The sequence below is a fragment of the Pseudomonas putida genome, assembly GCF_026625125.1.
Lineage (GTDB): Bacteria > Pseudomonadota > Gammaproteobacteria > Pseudomonadales > Pseudomonadaceae > Aquipseudomonas > Aquipseudomonas putida_X.
Window position 1 is genome coordinate 569,147 of sequence record NZ_CP113097.1, and the last position, 22,976, is coordinate 592,122.

Below are 22,976 nucleotides of genomic sequence, written 5' to 3' on the forward strand. Positions count from 1 at the left end.
TCTTGCTGATTAAAGCGTGCCGCTGGCCGCTTAAATGTTTGCCCCCAGCCCCCCAGTGGGGGAAAATGGCCGCCTTTTTCGTTACACCACCTATTCAAGCCCCAGGAGATAAGCGATGCCCAGCCGTCGTGAACGTGCCAACGCCATTCGTGCCCTCAGCATGGATGCCGTGCAAAAGGCCAACAGCGGCCACCCAGGTGCCCCCATGGGCATGGCGGATATCGCCGAAGTGCTTTGGCGCGACTATCTGAAGCACAACCCGAGCAACCCGAGCTTCGCCGACCGTGACCGCTTCGTGCTGTCCAACGGCCACGGCTCGATGCTGATCTATTCGTTGCTGCACCTGACCGGCTACGACGTCACCATTGACGACCTCAAGTCGTTCCGTCAGCTGCATAGCCGTACCCCGGGCCACCCCGAGTTCGGCTACACCCCGGGTGTGGAAACCACCACCGGCCCGCTGGGCCAGGGTTTGGCCAATGCCGTGGGCTTTGCCTTGGCTGAGAAAGTGCTGGGTGCCCAGTTCAACCGTGAAGGCCACAACATCGTCGACCACAACACCTATGTGTTCCTCGGCGACGGCTGCATGATGGAAGGCATCTCCCACGAAGTCGCCTCGCTGGCCGGCACCCTGGGCCTGAACAAGCTGGTCGCCTTCTATGACGACAACGGCATCTCCATCGACGGTGAAGTGGAAGGCTGGTTCACCGACGACACGCCCAAGCGCTTCGAGGCCTACAACTGGCTGGTGATCCGCAACGTCAACGGCCACGACGCCGACGAGATCCGCACAGCTATCGAGACTGCGCGCAAGAGCGACCGTCCGACCCTGATCTGCTGCAAGACCATCATCGGTTTCGGCTCGCCCAACAAACAGGGCAAGGAAGACTGCCACGGTGCTCCGCTGGGCAACGACGAAATCGCCCTGGCCCGCAAGGAACTGAACTGGAACCACGCGCCGTTCGAAGTTCCTGCCGACATCTACGCCGAATGGGACGCCAAAGAAGCAGGCGCCAAGGCTGAAGCCGAGTGGAACAAGCGTTTCGATGCCTATGCCGCCGCCTTCCCGGAGCTGGCCAGCGAACTCAAGCGCCGTCTGAGCGGTGACCTGCCGGCCGACTTCTCCGAAAAGGCCGCTGCCTACATCGCTGAAGTCGCTGCCAAGGGCGAGACCATCGCCAGCCGCAAGGCCAGCCAGAACACCCTGAACGCCTTCGGCCCACTGCTGCCGGAATTCCTTGGCGGCTCGGCCGACCTCGCCGGCTCCAACCTGACCCTGTGGAAGGGTTGCAAGGGTGTGGACGCCAACGACGCCAGCGGCAACTACGTGTTCTACGGCGTGCGCGAATTCGGCATGACCGCGATCATGAACGGCGTCGCCCTGCACGGCGGCCTGGTGCCTTACGGCGCGACGTTCCTGATGTTCATGGAGTACGCCCGTAACGCTGTGCGCATGTCCGCCCTGATGAAACAGCGCGTCATCCATGTGTACACCCACGACTCCATCGGCCTGGGCGAAGACGGCCCGACCCACCAACCGATCGAGCAACTGACCAGCCTGCGCAGCACGCCGAACCTGGACACCTGGCGCCCGGCCGACGCAGTCGAGTCGGCTGTGTCCTGGAAGCACGCCCTGGAGCGCAAGGACGGCCCTTCGGCGCTGATCTTCTCGCGCCAGAACCTGCAGCATCAGGCGCGCGACGCCCAGCAGATCGCCGATATCGCCCGCGGCGGTTACGTGCTCAAGGACTGCGCCGGCGAGCCTGAGCTGATCCTGATCGCCACTGGCTCGGAAGTGGGCCTGGCTGTTCAGGCGTTCGACAAGCTGAGCGAGCAGGGCCGCAAGGTGCGTGTCGTGTCGATGCCGAGCACCAGCGTGTTCGACGCCCAGGATGCGGCCTACAAGCAGTCGGTACTGCCGCTGGAAGTGGGTGCACGTATCGCCATCGAAGCGGCTCACGCCGACTTCTGGTACAAGTACGTCGGCCTCGAAGGCCGTGTCATCGGCATGACCACTTACGGCGAGTCGGCTCCGGCCAGCGCACTGTTCGAAGAGTTCGGCTTCACCCTGGAAAATATCCTGGGTACTGCCGAAGAGCTGCTGGAAGACTGATGTAACCAAGGAGGGCGGTGACGCCCTCCAGGTCGTGTAGGGGAGGGCCTTGCCCTCCATCGCGATGCAAGGCCGCTTCTACAGTTACCGCGCAGACTCGATGCTGGCGAGGTAACTGCAGAAGCGGCCTTGTGCCGCGATGGGCCGCAACGCCGCCCCAACAGCCACCCTGCGTTAGCGAGCCCACCCATGCCTCACCCGCGTCCCTTCAAAGTTGCACTCAACGGTTACGGCCGCATCGGCCGCTGTGTCCTGCGCGCACTGTTTGAGCGTGGGGCAAAGGCGGGCTTCGACATCGTTGCTTTGAACGACCTGGCCGACCAGGCCAGCGTGGAATACCTGACACGCTTCGACTCCACTCACGGCCGATTCCCCGGCGATGTGAAGGTCGACGGCGACTGTCTGCATATCAATGGCGACTGCGTGAAGGTCCTGCGCAGCGCCACCCCCGAGGGCGTCGACTGGGCCGCCCTGGACATCGACCTGGTGCTGGAGTGTTCCGGCGCCTATCACACCCGTGCCGATGGTCAGCGCTTTCTCGATGCCGGCGCGCCGCGGGTGCTGTTTTCGCAGCCCATGGCCAGCGAGGCCGATGTGGATGCAACGGTGGTCTACGGCATCAACCAGGCTTGCCTGACCGGCGCCGAGCGGCTTGTGTCCAACGCCTCCTGTACCACCAACTGTGGCGTGCCGCTGCTGCGGGTGCTGGACCAGGCGTTCGGCATCGAGTACGTGCAGATCACCACCATTCACTCGGCGATGAACGACCAGCCGGTGATCGACGCCTACCATCATGAGGATCTGCGCCGCACGCGCTCGGCTTTCCAGTCGGTGATCCCGGTGTCCACCGGTCTGGCGCGTGGTATCGAGCGCTTGCTGCCGGAACTTGCCGGGCGAATACAGGCCAAAGCGGTACGCGTGCCGACCGTCAACGTGTCGTGCCTTGACATTACCCTGCAGACCGGCCGTGACACCACTGCTGCTGAAGTCAACCGGGTGCTGCGCGAGGCGGCGCTGGATGGCCCGCTCAAAGGCTTGCTGGCTTACACCGAATTGCCCCACGCCAGCTGTGATTTCAACCATGACCCGCATTCGGCGATCGTCGATGCCAGCCAGACACGCGTCTCGGGCCCCCGCCTGGTGAACCTGCTGGCCTGGTTCGACAACGAATGGGGTTTTGCCAACCGTATGCTCGACGTTGCCGAACATTATCTGCACGTCGTCCACCCAACCCGCACCAAACAGCCCTGAAGGACTGCATTCATGACCGTGTTGAAGATGACCGACCTCGACCTGCAAGGTAAACGCGTACTGATCCGCGAAGACCTCAACGTGCCTGTGAAGGACGGTGTGGTAACCAGCGACGCGCGTATCCTGGCTGCGCTGCCGACCATCAAGCTGGCCTTGGAGAAGGGCGCGGCGGTGATGGTCTGCTCGCACCTGGGCCGCCCTACCGAAGGTGAGTTCTCGGCCGAAAACAGCCTCAAACCAGTTGCCGACTACCTGAGCAAGGCCCTGGGCCGCGACGTTGCGCTGGTCGCCGACTACCTCGATGGCATCGAGGTCAAGGCTGGTGACCTGGTGCTGTTCGAGAACGTTCGCTTCAACAAGGGTGAGAAGAAGAACGCCGACGAGCTGGCGCAGAAGTACGCGGCCCTGTGCGACGTTTTCGTCATGGACGCCTTCGGTACCGCTCACCGTGCCGAAGGCTCCACCCATGGCGTGGCCAAGTTCGCCAAGGTCGCTGCGGCTGGCCCGCTGCTGGCCGCCGAGCTGGACGCCCTGGGCAAGGCCCTGAAGGCACCGGCCAAACCCATGGCCGCCATCGTTGCCGGCTCCAAGGTGTCCACCAAACTGGACGTTCTGAACAGCCTGAGCTCGGTTTGCGACCAGTTGATCGTGGGTGGCGGCATCGCCAACACCTTCCTGGCCGCCGCCGGCCACCCGGTGGGCAAGTCGCTGTATGAGCCTGACCTGGTGGAAACCGCCAAGGCCATCGCCGCCAAGGTCAGCGTACCGCTGCCAGTCGACGTGGTGGTGGCCAAGGCGTTTGCCGAGAGCGCCGAGGCCACCGTCAAGGCCATCGCTGACGTGGCTGCTGACGACATGATCCTGGACATCGGGCCGCAGACTGCGGCCAACTTCGCCGAACTGCTGAAATCGTCGAAAACCATCCTGTGGAACGGCCCGGTCGGTGTGTTCGAGTTCGACCAGTTCGGCAACGGCACCCAGGTACTGGCCAAGGCCATCGCCGAAAGCGCCGCATTCTCCATCGCTGGTGGTGGCGATACCCTGGCTGCCATCGACAAATATGGCGTCGGCGCCGAGATCTCCTACATTTCTACCGGTGGCGGTGCATTCCTCGAATTCGTCGAAGGCAAGGTACTGCCGGCGGTGGCGATTCTGGAAGAGCGGGCAAAAGCCTGACAATGGCGGCGCCTGGCAAAGGGAGCGACCTGATGGTCAAGCAATTGCCTGTGATCTTGCTGGCGGGTTTGCTGAGCGCATGCTCCAGCAGCCCGCCCTCGGACAACGATCCGGCGCAGCCGCCCAAAGGCGGGTGCTACCAGTCTGAGTGGCAGGCCGAGACCGTGCCGGTAATCAGCAAGCGCGTGGGCCCGGAAGGCCTGGAAAAGTATGACGAAGACCACCAGCGCAAGGCGCCTGGCTGCCCATGAACCGATGCGCTTCGTCGGTGCAGGCAACCAAGTGACCGTTGTGTGGTCATCTAGAGGATATGCAATGAAAGCGCTGATGGCCTTGATGGCCCTGGCGACACTGGCAGGATGCTCGCTGCTGCAGCCGGCGCAACCCGCCCCGGCAGCCACCTGGACCCGCTGGGTCTGTGACAGCCAGAACGAAGTGCTATGGCGCTTCGCCGATGCACAACAGGATTCGGTCGACGTGCGCCTCGGCGGCGGCGACCAGGTCTACCGGCTCAAGGCCGAGCCCAGTGCCTCGGGTGCGATGTACAGCGATGGTGTGCTGGCCTTCCATACCAAGGGCGAGGAAGGCCTGGTGTACTGGGTGGCAACCAATGATCTGATTGGGCGGGGCTGCAAGGCACCGTGACTGGCCGGGCCGCACGGGTGGCCCACACTACTTGAACAGCAACCGCCCCTGCGGCAGGCTTGCACGAAACAAAACGACGCTTGTCGGGAGAGAGATACACAATGGCACTCATTAGCATGCGCCAGATGCTGGACCACGCCGCCGAGTTCGGTTACGGCGTTCCAGCTTTCAACGTCAACAACCTCGAGCAGATGCGCGCCATCATGGAAGCGGCCGACAAGACCGACTCGCCAGTGATCGTCCAGGCTTCTGCCGGTGCCCGCAAATACGCTGGCGCGCCATTCCTGCGTCACCTGATCCTGGCCGCCATCGAAGAATTCCCGCACATCCCTGTGTGCATGCACCAGGACCACGGCACCAGCCCTGACGTGTGCCAGCGTTCGATCCAGCTGGGCTTCAGCTCGGTCATGATGGACGGCTCGCTGGGTGAAGACGGCAAGACCCCGACCGACTACGAGTACAACGTCCGTGTCACGCAGCAGACTGTCGCCATGGCGCACGCCTGCGGTGTTTCGGTCGAAGGCGAGCTGGGCTGCCTGGGTTCGCTGGAAACCGGCATGGCCGGTGAAGAAGACGGCATCGGCGCCGAAGGCGTGCTGGACCACAGCCAAATGCTCACCGACCCGGAAGAAGCCGCGGATTTCGTCAAGAAAACCCAGGTGGATGCCCTGGCCATCGCCATCGGCACCAGCCACGGCGCCTACAAGTTCACCAAGCCGCCGACCGGTGACGTGCTGGCGATCGACCGCATCAAGGAAATCCACAAGCGCATCCCCAACACTCACCTGGTGATGCACGGTTCTTCCTCGGTACCGCAGGAGTGGCTGGCGATCATCAACCAGTACGGCGGCGACATCAAAGAAACCTACGGCGTACCGGTCGAAGAAATCGTTGAAGGCATCAAGCACGGCGTGCGCAAGGTCAACATCGATACCGACCTGCGTCTGGCTTCCACCGGTGCCATGCGCCGCCTGATGGCGCAGAACCCAAGCGAGTTCGACCCGCGCAAGTTCTTCGGCGAAACCGTCAAAGCCATGCGCGATGTCTGTATCGCTCGTTACGAAGCCTTCGGCACCGCCGGCAATGCCTCGAAGATCAAGCCGATCTCCCTGGAAGGCATGTTCCAGCGTTACCTGAAAGGTGAGTTGGCCGCCAAGGTCAACTGATCACAGGCCGCCACGAAAAAACCCGCAGAAATGCGGGTTTTTTTATGGGCCAATGGCCAGCAAACAACCGTTAGTCGACTACCCTTACATTTAGTCGTTGATAGCGTTCTGATTGCATTGCGCGTTACGCACTCGCGTCTAGAGTGATTAATCGGATCCAAATTGCACGTCGAAGTCGGTCATACAAGAGAAAGCAGCATGGATGGCGCTTACCCTCAACCACCGGATGGCAACTCGGTTCTCCTGGTGGTGGACGATTACCCTGAGAACCTCATAAGCATGCGCGCCTTGCTGGCCCGCACAGATTGGCAGGTGCTGACCGCAGGTTCAGGGATGGAAGCCTTGAGCGCCTTGCTGGAGCACGAAGTCGACCTTGTGCTGCTCGACGTGCAGATGCCGGAAATGGACGGTTTCGAGGTTGCCCGGCTGATGCGTGGCAGCCACCGGACCAAGCTGACTCCGATCATCTTCCTCACCGCCAACGAGCAGTCCGATGCCGCCGTGCTCAAGGGCTATGCCAGCGGTGCGGTGGACTACCTGTTCAAGCCGTTCGACCCGCAGATCCTCAAGCCCAAGGTGCAGGCGCAGCTGGACCAGCAGCGCAACCGGCGCATGCTGCAACGCTTGACGCGCGAACTGGAGGCAGCCAGGGCGTTCAATGCGTCCATCCTGGAAAATGCCGCCGAAGGTATTCTGGTGGTCGACGCTCACGGCAGCATCAGCTTTGCAAACCCGGCGATCTCGCGCTTGCTCGATGCCCCGGTCGAGCAATTGCAGGGCGCGCAGTTGCTTGGGTTGCTGCAACTGCCCAATGCCACCTTATGGAGCGAATCGGATTTTCATCACGCCTACCAGTCGCGGCAGATTTTCCGTATACACGATGCTCACCTGCGCACGTCAGGCGGCCACCTGGTGCCGGTAGCCTTGTCCTGCGCGCCGCTGCCGGCCGATCAGCAGGCGATGGTGGTGACGGTGCTGGACATGTCGGTAGTGCGTAATTTGCACCAGCAGCTCGAATACCAGGCGGTCACCGACCCGCTCACCGGCCTGCTCAACCGCCGAGGGTTCTATCAGGCAGCTGAAAGTGTGCTGCTGCGCAACGAACGCTCGGACAAGACGCAGGCTTTGATGTACATGGACCTGGATGGCTTCAAACGGATCAATGATTCGCTCGGCCACGATGCCGGGGACCGGGTACTGGGTTGGGTTGCCGAGCAGCTCAAGGACTGCCTGGGCAGTGAGGCGCTGCTGGCACGCATGGGCGGAGACGAGTTCACTGCGCTGTTCGATGGCCTGCCGTATCCGGAACAAGCCGGCCGCTTTGCCGAGCAACTGCTCGAGCGTGTGTCCGTTCAGCGGCAGGTGGCCGGCCTGGATGTATCCCTGGGTGTCAGCATCGGTATTGCCACCTACCCGGACTGCGGTGCCACGGTCGAAGGCCTGTTGCGTGCCGCCGATGCGGCGATGTATGCGGCCAAGCAAGCTGGGCGCGGGCAGTACCGTTTCTACGACCAGGAGCTCAATGGCCGGGCGCGTTCACGGTTGATGCTCGAGGACAGCGTGCGCGACGCGGTCGAGTCGCAAGGTTTCAACATGGTGTACCAACCCCAGGTCGCTTTCGCCGACGGGCATCTGCGCGGTTTCGAAGCCCTGCTGCGCTGGCAGCACCCCAGTGTTGGCGATGTACCGCCGGGCTTGTTCATCCCCTTGCTGGAGGAGGCGCGACTGATAACGCGCCTGGCCAGCTGGATCTACCGCCAGGGCGCGGCGCAGCGCCAGGCTTGGTGTGAGCGTTTTGCGCCGGACCTGGTGCTGGGTATCAGCCTGAGCCGCGCTCAGTTCGCCATGCCTGGGTTGGTCGATGAGTTGCAGCGGGTGATAGAGGATTACCAGCTCAACCCGGCGCAGCTGGAAGTGGAAGTCGCCGAGACCTCACTGATGTACAACATCGACGCGGCGATCAAGCAGATCCACCGCCTGCGCGAGTTGGGCGTGCGCGTGGCGCTGGACGACTTTGGTGCTGGCGACTGCTCCCTGCGCATGCTGCGCGACCTGCCTATCGACACCTTGAAGTTGGACCGCCACCTGGTGGCGCGCCTGCCCGATTCGGCGGCGGATGCCGCCCTGGTGCGCAGCGTCATCGGCCTGTGCGCCGATTACAACGTCACGGTCATCGCCGAGGGCGTGGAAACAGCGGCCCAGGCCACTTGGCTCAAGGCAAACGGTTGCGCCTACGTGCAGGGCTTTCTTGTCGCTCGCCCGATGACCGCCGCCGATGCCAGCGGCTTCCCGGCAATTTTTCCCTGGCCGGGGTCCTGATTGGCTAGAATCGTCATTCGTTACGCCGAATGCCATGCCATGACCGTCTTACGCTATTTGCAAGCTTACCCGCCGCACCTGCAGGAGCAGGTGCAGCTGATGATCGACAGCGACCGCCTGGGTGACTACCTGCAGCGCCGCTATCCCGGTCGCCATGACGTGCAGAGCGACAAGGCGCTGTACGGCTACGCCCAGGCATTGCGCCAGCAGTACCTGCGCAGTGCGCCCAGCCTGGACAAGGTATTGTTCGACAACCGTCTGGACCTCACCCACCGTGCGCTCGGGCTCAATACTGCGGTATCGCGGGTGCAGGGGGGCAAGCTCAAGGCGAAGAAGGAAATCCGCATCGCCTCGCTGTTCAAGGAGGCCGCGCCGCAGTTCCTGCGCATGATCGTGGTACACGAGCTGGCGCACCTGCGCGAGCGTGACCACAGCAAAGCCTTCTATCAGCTTTGTCAGCATATGGAGCCGGACTACCACCAACTGGAATTCGACCTGCGCGTCTACCTGACCTATCGGGAGCTGCCGGGTAACCTGTAAGGATCACGCAGCATGGATGTGAGCAAGACCAAGAGCAGTTTCTATCGCCGCCTGTACGTGGCCTGGCTGATCGACAGCCAGACCGCTACCAGCGTGCCCGCCTTGATGGAAGCCACCGGCATGCCGCGCCGCACCGCGCAGGACACCATCGCTGCGCTGGCCGACCTGGACATTGTCTGCGAGTTCGAGCAGCAGGACGGGGCGCGCAACCACGCCGGGCATTATCGTATCCGTGACTGGGGAGCGATCGACAAGCAGTGGATCATCCGCCACCTACGCCAGATCAGGGAAGTGCTCGGCTACCCGTAAGTCTGTGAGTCTATGTGCCTCGGCCAAATTAGAGGCTAATTGACACTATTGGCCGCTGCCCTGTACGGCGGCTTTGTGTAGTCTCTCTACCAGCGTTATCGAAGACCGCCATCAACAGCCTGTGCCCCCTATTGCAAAAGGACTTGAGCATGCGGCCACTGTTTTGCGTTCTGGGAGTGTTGGCCGTAATGCTGGCGGCGCCAGCCCTGGGCCAGGCCAAACTGCGGCTGGTGGCCGATACCTGGCCGCCGTTCACCGATGCCGGTATGCCCGGTGGTGGCCTTGCCACCAGTATCGTCACCACGGCGCTGGCGCGTGCAGGTTACCCCAGCGAGTACGAGGAAGTACCGTGGGCGCGGGCGCTGCTCGGGGTGAGCGAAGGCCGCTACGACGTACTGATCAATGCCTGGTACAACGATTCGCGCACCCGCATCGGCCAGTTTTCCAAGGCCTACCTGACCAACCGCATCCGTTTGCTCAAGCGCAAGGGTGACAGCTTCCGTTACAGCCGCCTGGCCGATCTGTACCCCTACAGCATTGCCGTGGTGCGTGATTATGCCTACTCACCGGCATTCGATAGCGACACCCGCTTGCACAAGGTGCCGGTACGCAACTTTTCCTCCGCCGTGCGCATGCTGGCTGCTGGGCGGGTAAACCTGGCGGTGGAAGATGAGTTCGTGGCGCGCTACAACCTGCAGCGCGAACCGGAGTCGGTGCGCAATGTGGTGGTGTTGGTCGAACCCGCGCTGGGCGAGAACACCCTGCATATCCTGGTCAGCCTCAAGCACCCGGAGCATCGGCAGATCGTCGAGCGATTCGAGCGCAGCATCGAAGCGATGAAGGCAGACGGCAGCTATGCACGGCTTCTGCGCCAGCATGGCTTTTGATCTGCGGCGCAGGCAAGAACGATCAGGCCGGTGAGCTCTCTTTGATCAAGTGCGCTGCCAAGGTGCGCAACGGCCCCAACTGCCGGCAGATCAGCGCCAATTGGGTTTGCACCAATCGTTGATGTTCATCCAGTTCTTCGGGCATCTGCTCCAGCGTATTGGCCAAGGCTTCCTCTGCATCGCTGTGGATCGCCACGGGTAACCGCGCCGCCAGGCCGTTGGCGATTTCGTCGAGGCTGGCGGCCAATGCCTGCCCCGCGCCCTCGATCAGCTGCTCATGGACTTCTGCCGGTAGCGCCGTATCACGGTGCGCCCCCAGCCCTGAGAGGTAGCTGAGCAAGGTGTGCGACAGCACCAGGAAGCGGAAGCCCACATCGGCCTCCTTACGGAAGTGCCCCGGCTCCATGAGCATGTTGGCCAGTGTGGTGGACAGCGCTGCGTCGGCGTTGTGTGCGTTGCGCCGGGCCAGACGGTAGGCCAGGTCATCGCGCTTGCCGTGGGCATACTGCTGCATGATTTGACGCAGGTACACACTGGCGCAGGCCAGGGTGTTGGCCAGCGCCTTGTTCAGGCGCCGGCCCTGCCAGTCGGGGAGGAACAGGAACACCGCGACGATGGCGATCAGGCTACCGACCAAGGTATCGAACAGCCGTGGCAGGAACAGGCCGTAGCCATCGCCGATCTGGTTGAAGCAGAACAGGATCATCAGCGTGATCGCCGCCGTGGCCAGGGTGTAGCGGGTGGTCCGGTTGACGAAGAACACCACCCCGGCCACCACTGCGAACGCCGATTGGATCAGCTGATTCGGGAACAGGTCGAACAGCGCCCAGCCAACGGTCAGGCCGATGGCTGTGCCGAAGATCCGCTGCACGAGCTTGCGCCGGGTCGCGCCATAGTTGGGCTGGCAGACGAACAGGGTGGTGAGGATGATCCAGTAGCCTTGGGTCGGGTGGATCAAGTGCACCATGCCGTAGCCCACCGACAGCGCCAACGACAGGCGCAGGGCATGGCGGAACAGCAGTGAGGTCGGTGTGAGCTGGGTGCGCAATCGCTTCCACACATCCTTGAGGTTGCGTGGCGAACGGTCGAGCAGGCTGCTGTCGCTGGCGTCGGCCAGGCTGTCCGGGTTGCTGGCGGCGCCAAGCAGGCGGTCCAGCGTGGCCAGGTTTGCCGCCAGGGCGCGTAGTGAGCGCAACAGCCCGCGCCAGGCGGGATTGTTCTGGTTGCGCAGGTGCTCCAGCGAGGCGTTGAGGTCATCGAGGGCCTCGGCGAAGCCGGTGGCCAGAACGAACGGCTGGCGCAGCCGGATCGAGCGTGCCAGTTCCTGGCAGGACGCCCCTTGTTTGCGCAGCAGGCGCTGGCAGCGGAACATCACGTCGCTGTGGAAGAACGCCTCGGTCAGGGCGTTGTAAGGGTAGTGCGAGGCGCTCACCCGTTCGTGGATGTCCTGGGCCAGGAAGTACAGCTTCAGGTAGCGGCTGACCTTGGAGTTGGGTTGGCTGTTGCCGACCCGGTGCAGAATGATCTCCTTGGCGGCGTTCAGCGCGGCGACCACCTTGCCGTTTTGCCGGGCCAATGCCAGGCGCTGGGCTTCGACATCGAGTGTGCGAATCGGCTCGAACAAGCTGGCCTTGAGCTTGAGGTAGGTGCCCAGTTCGAAGAACAGTTTGGCCAGGCTCTGCTGTACCGGTTGGTTGGAGAACAGTGCCTGCCACAGTACCGAGAGCAAGCCATACCAGGCGGCACCGGCCACCAGCAGCATCGGTTCATGCCAGAAGTCGCTGACTTCGCCGCCGCGCTGGTCCACGCCGATCATGGTGTACACCGATAGAATCAGCGTTGCCGACGCAATCGCTCCGTAGCGTTCACCCAGTGCGCCAAGCATGGTCAGGGAGAAGGCGGCCAACGCCATGGAGATGGCGAAGATCCAGGGGTAGGGGAACAGCAGTTCCACCGAAATTGCAGCGATGGCGAAACACACCAGGGTGACGAGCAACGCGCTGAGGCGGCCTTGCCAGCTATCGTCGGTCTCGGCCAGCGCGCTGGCGATGATGCCGAGGAACAACGGGATGAGCAGGCTCATCTCGTTCTGGTACCAGCACCAGGCCATGCTGCCGGTGAGGGCGATGGTCACCCGGATGGCGTAGCTGAATTTGTCTTGACCCCACAGGCGACGCAATGACTGACGGAATGAACTCGATGACATGATGGCCTGCTGGCAGTGATCGAATGAATGCATTACGGCACGGACCAGCAAGAAGCGTTCCGTGCTGCTGAATGGATTCTACTCTACACGAACTGTGCTGCAGCGTTGGCTGATGCCCATGCCCATTGGAAATTGAAACCGCCCAGATGGCCGGTGACATCCAGCACCTCGCCAATGAAATAGAGGTTGGGGGATTTCAGCGATTCCATGGTTTTCGACGACACCTCGCGGGTATCGACGCCGCCCAAGGTGACTTCGGCGGTGCGATAGCCTTCGGTGCCTGCCGGTACCAGCTGCCAGGCGGCCAGTTTGTCGGCGATCTGCGCCAGCTCCGCCGGGGTGTACTGCTTCATGGGTTTTGATTCGAACCACTGTTCGGCCAGTAGGTTCGCCAGCTTGCGGGTGAACACCTCGCCCAAGACGGTCTTGAGTTCCGCGTTGGCGCGCTCGGCCTGCTGCTGTTGCAGCCAGATGAGCGCATCACGGTCGGGCAGCAGGTTGATTTCAACGGTGTCGCCGGCCTTCCAGAACGAGGAAATCTGCAGGATCGCCGGGCCGCTGAGGCCGCGGTGGGTGAACAACAGGTTCTCGCGGAAGCGGGTGCCGTTGCAGCTGGCTGTGCAATCGAGCGAGGTGCCCGACAGTTCGGTGCACAATGCCTTGAGTTGAGGCTCGGTGATGGTGAACGGCACCAGGCCTGCGCGGGTCGGCAGCAAGGTATGGCCGAACTGGCGGGCTACCTGATAGCCGAAGCCGGTCGCGCCCAGCGTTGGAATCGACAGGCCGCCGGTGGCGATCACCAGCGATTGGCAGGCGAACTGGCCGGCGCTGGTTTGCAGGAGATAGCCGCTTTCGGTCTTCTCGATCTGCTCGATGCTGGTGTTCATGCGCAGCTCGGCACCGGCTTCGTCGCATTCGGCCAGCAACATGTCGAGGATGTCGCTGGCCTTGTTGTCACAGAACAGCTGGCCGAGCTTCTTCTCGTGGTAGGGCACGCCATGCTTGGCCACCAGCTCGATGAAGTCCCATTGGGTGTAGCGGGCCAGGGCCGACTTGCAGAAATGTGCGTTCTGCGAAAGGAAGTTGGCCGGCTCGGTGTACATATTGGTGAAGTTGCAACGCCCGCCACCCGACATGAGGATCTTCTTGCCGGGCTTGTTGGCATGGTCGAGCAGCAGCACCCGGCGGCCACGGCGGGCGCTGAGCTGGGCGCACATCAGGCCGGCGGCGCCGGCGCCGAGGATGATCACGTCGGTGGTGTGCACGGTGTTACCTCATTGCTGGTTCGGGGCCGCTGCGCGGCCATTGCAGGCAAGCCAGCAGCCACGGATATTGCACAATGCCTGAGGCCTGTGGTGGTCCTGTGGGAACTGGCTTGCCGGCGATGGGCTGCAAAGCAGCCCCAAAAGATGTCAGAGAATGCGGACTTTCAGGGCGCGGCCCTTGATCTTGCCGCTGTTCAGCCGCTGCATCGCCTGCTTGGCCAAGGCCCGCTCCACGGCCACGAAGGCCTGGAAGTCAAAGATGGCGATCTTGCCCACCTGCTTGCCCGGGATGCCGGCATCACCGGTCAGCGCACCCAGGATGTCACCCGGGCGCAGCTTGTCCTTGCGGCCTGCGGCGATACACAACGTGGTCATGACCGGCAACAGCGGTTCGCCACCTTTGTTCTTCAAGCTGTCCAGCTGGTCCCAGCGCAGCGGGCTCTTTTGCAGTGCCTCGATGGCCTGGGCGCGATGGCCTTCGGCCGGTGCCACCAGGCTCACGGCAATGCCTTTCTCGCCCGCGCGACCGGTACGGCCGACGCGGTGCACGTGGATTTCGGCATCGCGCGCCAGCTCCACGTTGATGACCATGTCCAGGCCATCGATATCCAGACCGCGTGCAGCCACATCGGTGGCTACCAGCACCGAAGTGCTGCGGTTGGCGAACATCGTCAGCACTTGGTCACGGTCGCGCTGCTCGAGGTCGCCGTGCAGGGCCTGGGCCACGATGCCTTTGGCGGTGAGGTGGGCGACCACGTCTTCGCACTGCTGCTTGGTGAAGCAGAATGCCACGCAAGACTGCGGGCGGTAGTGGCCGAGCACACGGGTGACGGCCTCCAGACGCTGTTGCGGGTCGATCTCGATGAAGCGCTGTTCGATCTGGTTGTCGGTGTGCAGGCTCTCGACCTTGACCTGCTGCGGCTTGCGCATGAAGTCGGCGGCCAATTGCTCGATACCGGCCGGGTAAGTGGCGGAGAACAGCAGGGTCTGGCGGCGCGACGGGGTCTTGCCGATGATGCTGGCGATGGCGTCGAAAAAGCCCATGTCGAGCATACGGTCGGCTTCGTCCAGCACCAGGGTATTGAGCCCGTCGAGCACCAGGGTACCCTTGTCCAGGTGCTGCTGGATGCGCCCTGGGGTGCCGACGATGATGTGCGCGCCATGCTCCAGCGAAGCGATCTGCGGGCCCAGCGACACCCCACCGCACAGGGTGAGGATCTTGATGTTGTCTTCAGCGCGGGCCAGGCGGCGCAGCTCTTTGGCAACCTGATCGGCAAGCTCGCGGGTGGGGCACAGAACCAGTGCCTGGCAACCGAAGTAACGCGGGTTGATCGGGTTGAGCAGGCCGATGCCGAAGGCAGCGGTCTTGCCGCTGCCGGTCTTGGCCTGGGCAATCAGGTCCTGGCCTCTGAGGATGACGGGCAGGCTCTGGGCCTGGATCGGTGTCATCGCGGCATAGCCGAGGGCGTCCAGGTTGGCCAGCATGGCGGCGGACAGCGGCAAGGTGGCAAAAGCGGTGGTTTCGGTGGTCACGAGGCGGGCCTGCGTTGCGAAGCGAAAAATGCCACGCAGTCTACCAGCCTCATGGCCATTCGCCCTAAGACTCCATGTGCTGTTCCGGACGACGGGCACGCCTTCCGTCCGTCGGCGACAGCTGCAGAAAGATCGCCGCCGCCAGCATGGCCATGATACCGATGGTCACGAAGGTCAGCTGGAAGGCGCCCAAGGTGGTGTCCACGCCATCGGCATTGCCAGCTGCGGTGAAACCGCCAAGCAGTGCGCCTGCGCAGGCTACGCCCAGGCTCAGCGACAGCTGCGCGACCACCGATAGCAGGCTGTTGCCGCTGCTGGCGCTGGCATCGTCGAGGTCGATCAGGGTTACCGTGTTCATGGCGGTGAACTGCATGGAGTTCACCGCGCCCAGCAGGGCCAGTTGCACCAGCAGTACGGCATACGGGGTTTGCCCGTCGACCAGCCCCAGGCTGGCCAGCAGCAGGCCGAGCAGCACGGTGTTGCCGGTGAGGACGATCCGGTAGCCGAGCCGCTCGATCAGCGGCCGGGCAACGGACTTGGCGACCATCGCGGCCGCCGCCAGCGGGATCATGCTCATGCCGGCCTGCGCTGGCGAATAGCCCAGCGCCACCTGCAACAGTAACGGCACCAGGAACGGCAGGGCGCCGCTGCCCAGGCGGGCGAACAGGTTGCCCAGAATACCGATGGCGAAGGTGCGCACCCGGAACAGGCTGGGCGAGAACAGCGGTTCGGGATCGCGCCCGGCGCGCAGCCAGTAAGCCGCCAGGCATGCCATGCCGGCGAACAACAGCAGCATCACCCGCAGGTGCGGCAGGTGCAGCTCGCCCAGGCCTTCCATGGCGATGGTGATCAGCACCATCGCGGCGCCGAACAGCAGGAAGCCCGGCGTGTCGAAACGGGTCCGTTCGGCGCCGCGCAGGTCGGGGATGAACTTCCACACGGCGTAGCAGCCGATCAGGCCGACCGGCAGGTTGAGCAGGAAGATCCAGTGCCAGCTGAGAATTTCCACCAGCCAGCCGCCAACCGTCGGGCCCAGCAGCGGCCCCAGCAGGCCGGGGATGGTGATGAAACTCATGATGCGCACCAACTCGGTGCGCGGGTAGGCGCGCAGCACCACCAGCCGCCCGACCGGCAGCATCAGGGCGCCGCCCAGGCCCTGCACCACACGGGCAAAGATCAGGAAACCGAGGCTATTAGCGGCGGCGCACAGCAGCGAGCCGAAGCTGAACAGCAGGATGGCACTGAAGAAGATGCGCTTGGTGCCGAAGCGGTCGGCGATCCAGCCCGAGGCGGGGATCAGCAGGGCCACGGTGAGCATGTAGGCGATGATCACACCCTGCATGCGCAGCGGGTCTTCGGCCAGCGAGCGGGCCATGGCTGGGAGCGCGGTGTTGAGGATGGTGCCGTCCAGGGACTGCATGAAGAAAGCGATGGCCACCACCCAAGGGATCCAGCGGGCGGTGGTGGGGTCCAACGGGGTGCGTTCGGGCATTTTATCCTCAAATCATGGGCTGGACAGGCACGGGCAGTTTCATGTGGAGGGGGAAAGCCGGTGCGTTATCTCAGAGACCTGCCGAGTTCCTGCGGATTCAACCGCTTGATGCAGAGCCAGATATTTGACGGTCCTATCACTTTTACCAGTTGAGCATTCGACGATACAGGGTGATTGTAGAGGGAGGCGTGACGGCATGCAGGTTTCTCGCCTCACGATTGCTGTGGGTCGAGGTGGGCCTTACCTGGGCGAGGAAGCAGGAAATGCTGTTTTTCTACGAAAAAGGATGTTTGGCCATGCTGATGGATGCCGCAGGGGCTGAACGCCTGATGCGGTCTGGTCGGCTACCGCTGGTCCTGGGCCAGGCTGATTGTAGGCGATTGATAGCGACTGACGTCTCTTCATCGGTGCTCAGGGCGATCACTGGCAGCACAGGCGATCACGCGCTTTGTTACGACGCGTACGGCTGCGACGGTGTGCCTGGAAGGGCCAAACTTAGTTTGGGTTTCAATGGTGAACTTTACCTTCCGCGGCAGACGGTGTATGCGCTGGGCAATGGCGAGCGTTTTTACAGTCCCAGACTCCGGCGCTTCTGCTCTCCTGATAAGTCTGGCCCCTTTACATCGGCGGGTATTAATGATTATGCCTATTGTCGAGGAGATCCCGTCAACTTTATCGACCCGAGCGGGCGTGCTGGCATTCCTACTCTTCAATTTTTGGCAGGTCGGGAAGTGGGGCGCAGGTCCCTTGTAGACTTCTTTAGTAGGGAGACGCTCGCGCATAATGGAATAATTAGCTACAGCCGGGCGGCAGAGGTTCTAGCGCCGCAGTCGATGGCTGGGCTGGACGATGGGATTGGAATAAATCGAATGGTGCAGGATACTGCTGCTTACGACCCGAAGGGTTTTGCCAAGTATATGAAGAGCTATCTTCCAATGACGGATAAGGTATCAGCCACAGCTGTGAGAGATGTCATTAACTCCGTCGAGAGAGGGTTGGACTCTCAACACATTCAAATCTCACAGACTTTACCTCCGTCAGCACGGGGTGCTCCAAAAATCAACATTAGTTATACGGGTATGACGGAGGTGCATGCAGTCAGGCTAAAAGCGGCTCTTGAGCCGTACGAGAGTCGTATTAGCCAACCTAAACTGCCCGTTAGAAATTATCAGCCCATTCCGGTCCGGAAGTCTGTTGAAGTCATGGCCTTGTGGAATGAAACCAACAGTATTCGAAGCACGTAGGGGTTCGATAATAGGGCTGGGTAGCATTGACATGGTTCCCTAGCACAGGGTATCCGTAGCATGCTCTGCATTATACTCCTCTTCACAGTCTGGTCAGGCCTGCGAAGAGGTTGGTATTGCCCTCCTATAGTGTCAATGTCAGGCCTTTGACCAGTGCCCCGGGCAAATGACTCGACCCAGTGCTGCGTTGTCCATAGGTGCTGGTCGACAGGATCATTTCCCGCTCACAGGTCAGGTCTTCCAGCTGGCTCCCCAGCAAGTTGTACAGGCTGTCATCGAAACGCATGGTGCTTACCGGCCCCTGGATCTGACCGTTTTCCACCCAGAAGGTCGCGAAGCGGGTGAGCCCGGTCATGCGCGCTGCCGGCAGGTCCGAGTAGTTCAGGTACCACAGGTTGCTGATGTACAGGCCAGTACCCAACCGCGCCAGGATGTCTGCGTTGGCAAGATTTCCCGCTGCCAGGCTGAGGGCGCAGGGCGATTCGTAGCTGTCTGCGCCATTGGCCAGCAACTCGAACTCAGCAGCGCTGCGGGCACTGATCAGCCGTTGCTGCGCCTGTCCTTGCTGAATCAACGGCACATCCAGGCGCGGTGAGCCTTCATCGGAAAACGCCGGGCTCAACGAACCGCTGACTTGCTCGGAGAAGCTCACCAGCGGGCTAAGCCGCGCATCGCCGTTGTACAGGCGCTGCAAGGCACTGTTGCCAGTCGCCAGGGCCTGCGCGGAAAAACCGCCCCAACACAGCATGCCGGCGATCTCGTCCATCGCTGCCGGCGCCAGGAAAGCGCGGTAGCTGCCGGGCTTGAGGGTGACCGCCGGGCGCCCGAGAAAGCCCAACTGCTCCCGCGCCTGGCGCAGGCGTGCGCTGAAGTCGTCGGCGCTCCACAGCTGGCCGGCATAGTTGGCCTTCACCGCCTCGCCGTTTGAGTGGAACAGGCTCCAATCGAAGTTGAAGCTGTTGGCCTGGTGCCAGCCGAAGGCGCCGAACGAGCTGGCGAAGCCTCGGCAGATCGGCCCCGCGGCGTATATACCGACCAGGTCGAGGTCACCGGCTTCATGCTCCAGCAGCGCCAGCACTTCGCTCAGGTCTGGCAGCGCCTGCGCTTGTTGGCTGTGGCTGTGCCAGGCGCTCTCGTCCAGGCGCAGGTAAGGGTCGACGGCGAGCAGTGGCAGTGTCTGGCGCAGCTGCTGCAGCGCATCCGCCAGGCGTTGGCGATCCAGCTGCGCATCGCCGCTCAAGGTCACTTGCTGTTCGGCCTGGCGGCCATCGCGGATCAGCCGCAGTTGCGCGCTGGCCTGGCTTACTTCGCCGGCCTGGCGGACCTTGGCGTGGTTGAAGCGCACGAATTGCGACTGCTCGGCGCTGTAGCTCAGGGTGAACTGCTCGCCCGCGTGCAGGCCGGCGCGTACGTCCCCGACCAGGGTTTCGAAAGCCTGTTTCATCACGCGTCTCCTCCGAATACGTCGATCTGGCGGAACACGCAGGCCGGCGAGGCGTGCCCTACGCGCACCACCTGGTTGGGTTCGCCCTTGCCGCAGTTGGGCGTGCCCAGCACCTGGAAGGTGCTGCGGTCGCCGACTGCCGACAGGTTGCGCCAGAACTGCGCAGAGATGCCGCGGTAATTCGGGTTCTTGACGATGCCCTTGAGCTGGCCGTTCTCGATCAGTTGGCCCCATTCGCAGCCGAACTGGAACTTGTTGCGCGCATCGTCGATGGACCAGGAACGGTTGGTACGCATCAGGATGCCGTGCTCGATGCCTCCGATCAGTTGCTCGAGAGACTGGTCGCCCGGCTCGATGTTGAGGTTGGCCATGCGGTCGATGGGTGCCCGGTTCCAGCCGCAGGCGCGGCTGTTGGCCACGCCGTCCAGGCCGGAGCGGAACTGCGACAGCGCCCCGCCCAGCGGGCGCAGCAGCAGGCCGTCGCGGATCAGGAACTGCTTGCTGGCGGCACTGCCGTCGTCATCGAAGCTGTAACTGGCCAGCTCTTCGCCGATGGTTGGGTCGAAGGTCACGTTGAGCAGGCTGGAACCGTACTGCAGGTGGCCGAAATCGCTGGCGTTGACGAAGCTGGTGCCGGCGTAGTTGCGCTCGTCACCGAGAATGCGGTCCATCTCCAGTGGGTGGCCAATGGATTCGTGGATCTGCAGCATCATCTGGTCGGGCATCAATAGCAGGTCGCGCGGGCCGCTGGGGGTGTTCGGTGCCAGCAGCAATTGCAGTGCCTCGTCGGCTACCCGGCTGGCCGCGCCGACCAGGCCACAGCGCTCGATGATTTCGAAACCACCCTGCTGGCCGAAGTTGTCACGGCCAAGGCTGCGGCTTTGGCTGTCCTGGCCATCGCTGGCCGTTACGCCAAGGCCTGGGAACAGAAAACGTTGGGCATGGCGCAGTTCGGCGCCGGCGGAGTTGAGGTAGGTTTGCTCGACCAGGCTCAAGCCCAGGCTGGCCTGCCAGTCCACCAGGCGGCTGTCCTTGGGCACGCTGGCCGATTCGGCGGCGAGCAGGCCCAGGCAATCGGCAAGGCTGGGGACGGGCTGGTCGAAGTTGGGCGAGACATGATCGTGGCGTGCGCTGGCCACGGGCTGGTCGCGCAGGTCCAGCAGGCTGTGCCGGTCGATCTGCCGGGCCAGCGTCTCGGCTTGCTCCAGGGCGCGCTGCAGCCCAGCCTGGGACAGGTCGGCAGTCGCCGCATAGGCCTCCACGCCATTGATCCGCACGCTGAGCATGGCGCCTTCGTCCAGGCTGAAGCATGGCGGTTCGGCGACATTGCGGCGAACCGACAGCGCTTGGTGCGACTGTTTTACATGGCGTAGGGAAAACAACTCGGCCGTACTGCGCAGCGCAGCAAAGCGCTGGCGCAGCAGGGCGCTGGAATCGAACATGCGCAAGCCTCCGTGTACACGGTGGCTCCTCCTTAGAACCACTCGTCCTGCATGCCGAGGCAAGTGTTGTCGCGCGCCTCGAGCAATGCCAGCTCATTATGGCAGCCTGGTACTTCCCAAGTCAGGAAATAACGGGCTGCCTGCAGTTTGCCCAGGTAGAAGTCGCGGTCTGCGGCATTGCCCTTGAGCAGGCCAAGTTCGGCATGGATCGCTTGCTCCAGCCAGCGCCAGCCGATCACGCAATGGCCAAAGGCCTTGAGGTACAGCGCCGAGTTGGCAAGGGCGTCGGCAATCTGGCCTTGGGCAAGATCACCCAGCAGGGCAAGGGTCACGGCTTGCAGGCGACTGACCAGTTGCTCGAGGGGTTGGCGCAAGGTATCAAGATTGGGGTGGTGGCTGGCGCGCTCCGCGGTGCTGGCGATCAACCGAATCAGCTGCTTGAGGCCGGCGCCATTGTTTTGCGCCAGCTTGCGACCGAGCAGGTCTAGCGACTGGATGCCCTCGGTGCCTTCGTGGATCGGGTTCAGGCGGTTGTCCCGGTAGTACTGTTCCACCGGGTATTCGCGGGTGTAGCCGTGGCCACCGAGGATCTGAATCGCCAGTTCGTTGGCCTTGAGGCAGAAGGTCGATGGCCAGGACTTGACGATCGGGGTCAGCAGGTCGAGCAGTTGCTGGGCTTGAGCGCGGCCGTTTTCGTCGCTGGCGGTGTGGGTGTCGTCGAACAGCCGCGCGGCGTACAGGCCCAGGTCGAAGGCACCTTCCACGTAGGCCTTCTGCGCCAGCAGCATGCGCTTGACGTCGGTGTGGCTGATGATTGGAACCGCAGCGCTTCGAGGATCCTTGTTATCCGGCAACCGACCCTGGGGCCGTTGGCGCGCGTATTCCAACGAGTACAGGTAGCCGGCGTAACCGAGCATGACCGCGCCCATGCCGACACCGATACGTGCCTCGTTCATCATCTGGAACATGCAGGCCAGGCCCTGGTGCGGCTGGCCCACCAGATAGCCGACACACTGCCCGTTATCGCCGAAGTTCAGCGCGGTGGACGTGGTGCCGCGCCAGCCCATCTTGTGGAACAACCCGGCCAGCAGCACGTCGTTGCGTTCGCCACGGCTGCCGTCCTGATTGACCAGGAATTTCGGGACGATGAACAGCGAAATGCCTTTCACCCCGGCTGGTGCATCCGGCAGCTTGGCCAGGACCATGTGCACGATGTTTTCCGACAGTTCGTGGTCGCCGCCGGAAATGAAGATCTTGTTGCCTTTGATCCGGTAGCTGCCATCGCCGGCAGGTTCGGCACGGGTGCGGATATCGGCCAGCGACGAGCCGGCGTGGGGTTCGGTCAGCGCCATGGTGCCGAAGTAGCGCCCCTCGATCATCGGCTGCAGGAACAGACGTTTCTGCTCATCGCTGCCGAAGCTTTCGATCAGGTTGGCCGCGCCCATGGTCAGGAACGGGTAGGCCGTGGTGCCGGCGTTGGCGGCCTGGAAGTGGGCAAAGCAGGCTTGCGAGACCAGGCTGGGCAACTGCATGCCGCCGACTTCGAAGTCGCGGTTGGCATTGAGGAAGCCTGCTTCGAGGAAGGCATCGACCGCCGGTTTCACCTCGGGGATCAGTTCGGCGCGGCCATCCACATAGCGCGGCTCGTTTTCATCGGCCTTGCGGTTGTGCGGGGCGAAGTACTTTTCGGCGATGGTGCGCGCGGTGGTCAGCGCGGCGTCGAACGTTTCGCGGCTGTGCTCGGCGAAGCGCGGGCGCTGGGTCAGGGCTTCAGCGTCGAGCACCTCAAAGAGTTCAAAGGCGAGGTTGCGGGGGCTGAGCAGGGTCTCGGGCATGGTGGCGATCCTGAGGCGGGATGCTGCGAGTGTAGGGAATCGGCTGGTGAGGGGGGAGATTGATAAGTTTGGGTGATATGGGTTCAAAACGAGGAATGGGGCGCATGTT

18 protein-coding genes are annotated in these 22,976 nt (G+C 62.8%); 11 read left to right on the plus strand and 7 right to left on the minus strand.

All coding sequences use genetic code 11. The annotated features are described in order from the left end of the window. Positions 1-115: 115 nt before the first annotated feature. The 10 genes from tkt to OSW16_RS02700 all read left to right on the plus strand — a co-directional run bounded on the left by tkt (position 116) and on the right by OSW16_RS02700 (position 10,406). On the plus strand, positions 116-2,113 hold the full coding sequence (gene tkt, locus OSW16_RS02655) for a transketolase (RefSeq protein ID WP_267820551.1): 1,998 nt from the start codon (positions 116-118) through the stop codon (positions 2,111-2,113). 189 nt (positions 2,114-2,302) lie between these two features. Further along, complete coding sequence (epd, locus tag OSW16_RS02660; RefSeq protein ID WP_241804041.1) at positions 2,303-3,364, plus strand: erythrose-4-phosphate dehydrogenase; 1,062 nt, start codon at positions 2,303-2,305, stop codon at positions 3,362-3,364. Positions 3,365-3,376: 12 nt separating this feature from the next. Then, positions 3,377-4,540 carry a phosphoglycerate kinase gene (locus OSW16_RS02665; RefSeq protein ID WP_267820552.1) on the plus strand — a complete coding sequence of 388 codons (1,164 nt, stop codon included), beginning with the start codon at positions 3,377-3,379 and terminating at the stop codon, positions 4,538-4,540. A gap of 32 nt (positions 4,541-4,572) precedes the next feature. Continuing rightward, positions 4,573-4,791: a hypothetical protein gene (locus OSW16_RS02670; protein WP_241804039.1), complete on the plus strand. Its 219-nt coding sequence runs from the start codon at positions 4,573-4,575 to the stop codon at positions 4,789-4,791. Between the two features lie 64 nt (positions 4,792-4,855). Then, positions 4,856-5,185, plus strand: coding sequence for an MliC family protein (locus OSW16_RS02675; protein WP_241804038.1), 330 nt, complete (start codon positions 4,856-4,858; stop codon positions 5,183-5,185). Between the two features lie 101 nt (positions 5,186-5,286). After that, positions 5,287-6,351 (plus strand): class II fructose-bisphosphate aldolase, encoded by a 1,065-nt coding sequence (gene fba / locus OSW16_RS02680; RefSeq protein WP_008093958.1) that lies wholly within the window; start codon positions 5,287-5,289, stop codon positions 6,349-6,351. Between the two features lie 198 nt (positions 6,352-6,549). Beyond that, positions 6,550-8,670 (plus strand): putative bifunctional diguanylate cyclase/phosphodiesterase, encoded by a 2,121-nt coding sequence (locus OSW16_RS02685; protein ID WP_267820557.1) that lies wholly within the window; start codon positions 6,550-6,552, stop codon positions 8,668-8,670. Positions 8,671-8,709: 39 nt separating this feature from the next. Continuing rightward, entirely contained in the window at positions 8,710-9,210 is a 501-nt protein-coding gene (locus tag OSW16_RS02690; RefSeq protein ID WP_267823861.1) for a M48 family metallopeptidase, read from the plus strand. Positions 9,211-9,222: 12 nt separating this feature from the next. After that, a complete protein-coding gene (locus OSW16_RS02695; RefSeq protein WP_241804035.1) occupies positions 9,223-9,519 on the plus strand; it encodes a winged helix-turn-helix domain-containing protein in 297 nt (98 codons plus the stop codon). A gap of 149 nt (positions 9,520-9,668) precedes the next feature. Next, a complete protein-coding gene (locus OSW16_RS02700; RefSeq protein ID WP_267820559.1) occupies positions 9,669-10,406 on the plus strand; it encodes a substrate-binding periplasmic protein in 738 nt (245 codons plus the stop codon). A gap of 22 nt (positions 10,407-10,428) precedes the next feature. On the opposite strand, the gene yccS is transcribed toward OSW16_RS02700, so the two are convergent. From yccS to mdtD, 4 genes are all read right to left on the minus strand, one after another. Then, positions 10,429-12,612 (minus strand): YccS family putative transporter, encoded by a 2,184-nt coding sequence (gene yccS, locus OSW16_RS02705; protein ID WP_267820561.1) that lies wholly within the window; start codon positions 12,610-12,612, stop codon positions 10,429-10,431. Between the two features lie 83 nt (positions 12,613-12,695). Next, on the minus strand, positions 12,696-13,877 hold the full coding sequence (locus tag OSW16_RS02710; RefSeq protein ID WP_267820563.1) for an NAD(P)/FAD-dependent oxidoreductase: 1,182 nt from the start codon (positions 13,875-13,877) through the stop codon (positions 12,696-12,698). A 147-nt stretch (positions 13,878-14,024) separates the two neighbouring features. Beyond that, the gene (gene dbpA / locus OSW16_RS02715; RefSeq protein WP_267823863.1) at positions 14,025-15,362 is read right to left on the minus strand and encodes an ATP-dependent RNA helicase DbpA; all 1,338 of its coding nucleotides are present in this window, start codon (positions 15,360-15,362) and stop codon (positions 14,025-14,027) included. A 112-nt stretch (positions 15,363-15,474) separates the two neighbouring features. Further along, entirely contained in the window at positions 15,475-16,902 is a 1,428-nt protein-coding gene (gene mdtD / locus OSW16_RS02720) for a multidrug transporter subunit MdtD (protein ID WP_241804032.1), read from the minus strand. Positions 16,903-17,165: 263 nt separating this feature from the next. Here mdtD and OSW16_RS02725 point away from each other — a divergent pair, with 263 nt between their 5' ends. Next, a complete protein-coding gene (locus OSW16_RS02725; protein WP_267820565.1) occupies positions 17,166-18,146 on the plus strand; it encodes an RHS repeat-associated core domain-containing protein in 981 nt (326 codons plus the stop codon). Between the two features lie 124 nt (positions 18,147-18,270). Here OSW16_RS02725 and OSW16_RS02730 read toward each other — a convergent pair whose 3' ends face one another. The 3 genes from OSW16_RS02730 to OSW16_RS02740 are packed head-to-tail and all read right to left on the minus strand — an operon-like array spanning position 18,271 to position 22,867. Next, on the minus strand, positions 18,271-19,590 hold the full coding sequence (locus OSW16_RS02730; RefSeq protein WP_267820567.1) for a TldD/PmbA family protein: 1,320 nt from the start codon (positions 19,588-19,590) through the stop codon (positions 18,271-18,273). Next, on the minus strand, positions 19,590-21,032 hold the full coding sequence (locus OSW16_RS02735) for a TldD/PmbA family protein (protein ID WP_267820569.1): 1,443 nt from the start codon (positions 21,030-21,032) through the stop codon (positions 19,590-19,592). The genes OSW16_RS02730 and OSW16_RS02735 overlap by 1 nt, the downstream gene beginning before the upstream one ends. 32 nt (positions 21,033-21,064) lie before the next feature. Then, positions 21,065-22,867 carry an acyl-CoA dehydrogenase gene (locus tag OSW16_RS02740; protein ID WP_267820571.1) on the minus strand — a complete coding sequence of 601 codons (1,803 nt, stop codon included), beginning with the start codon at positions 22,865-22,867 and terminating at the stop codon, positions 21,065-21,067. Positions 22,868-22,976 lie beyond the last annotated feature (109 nt).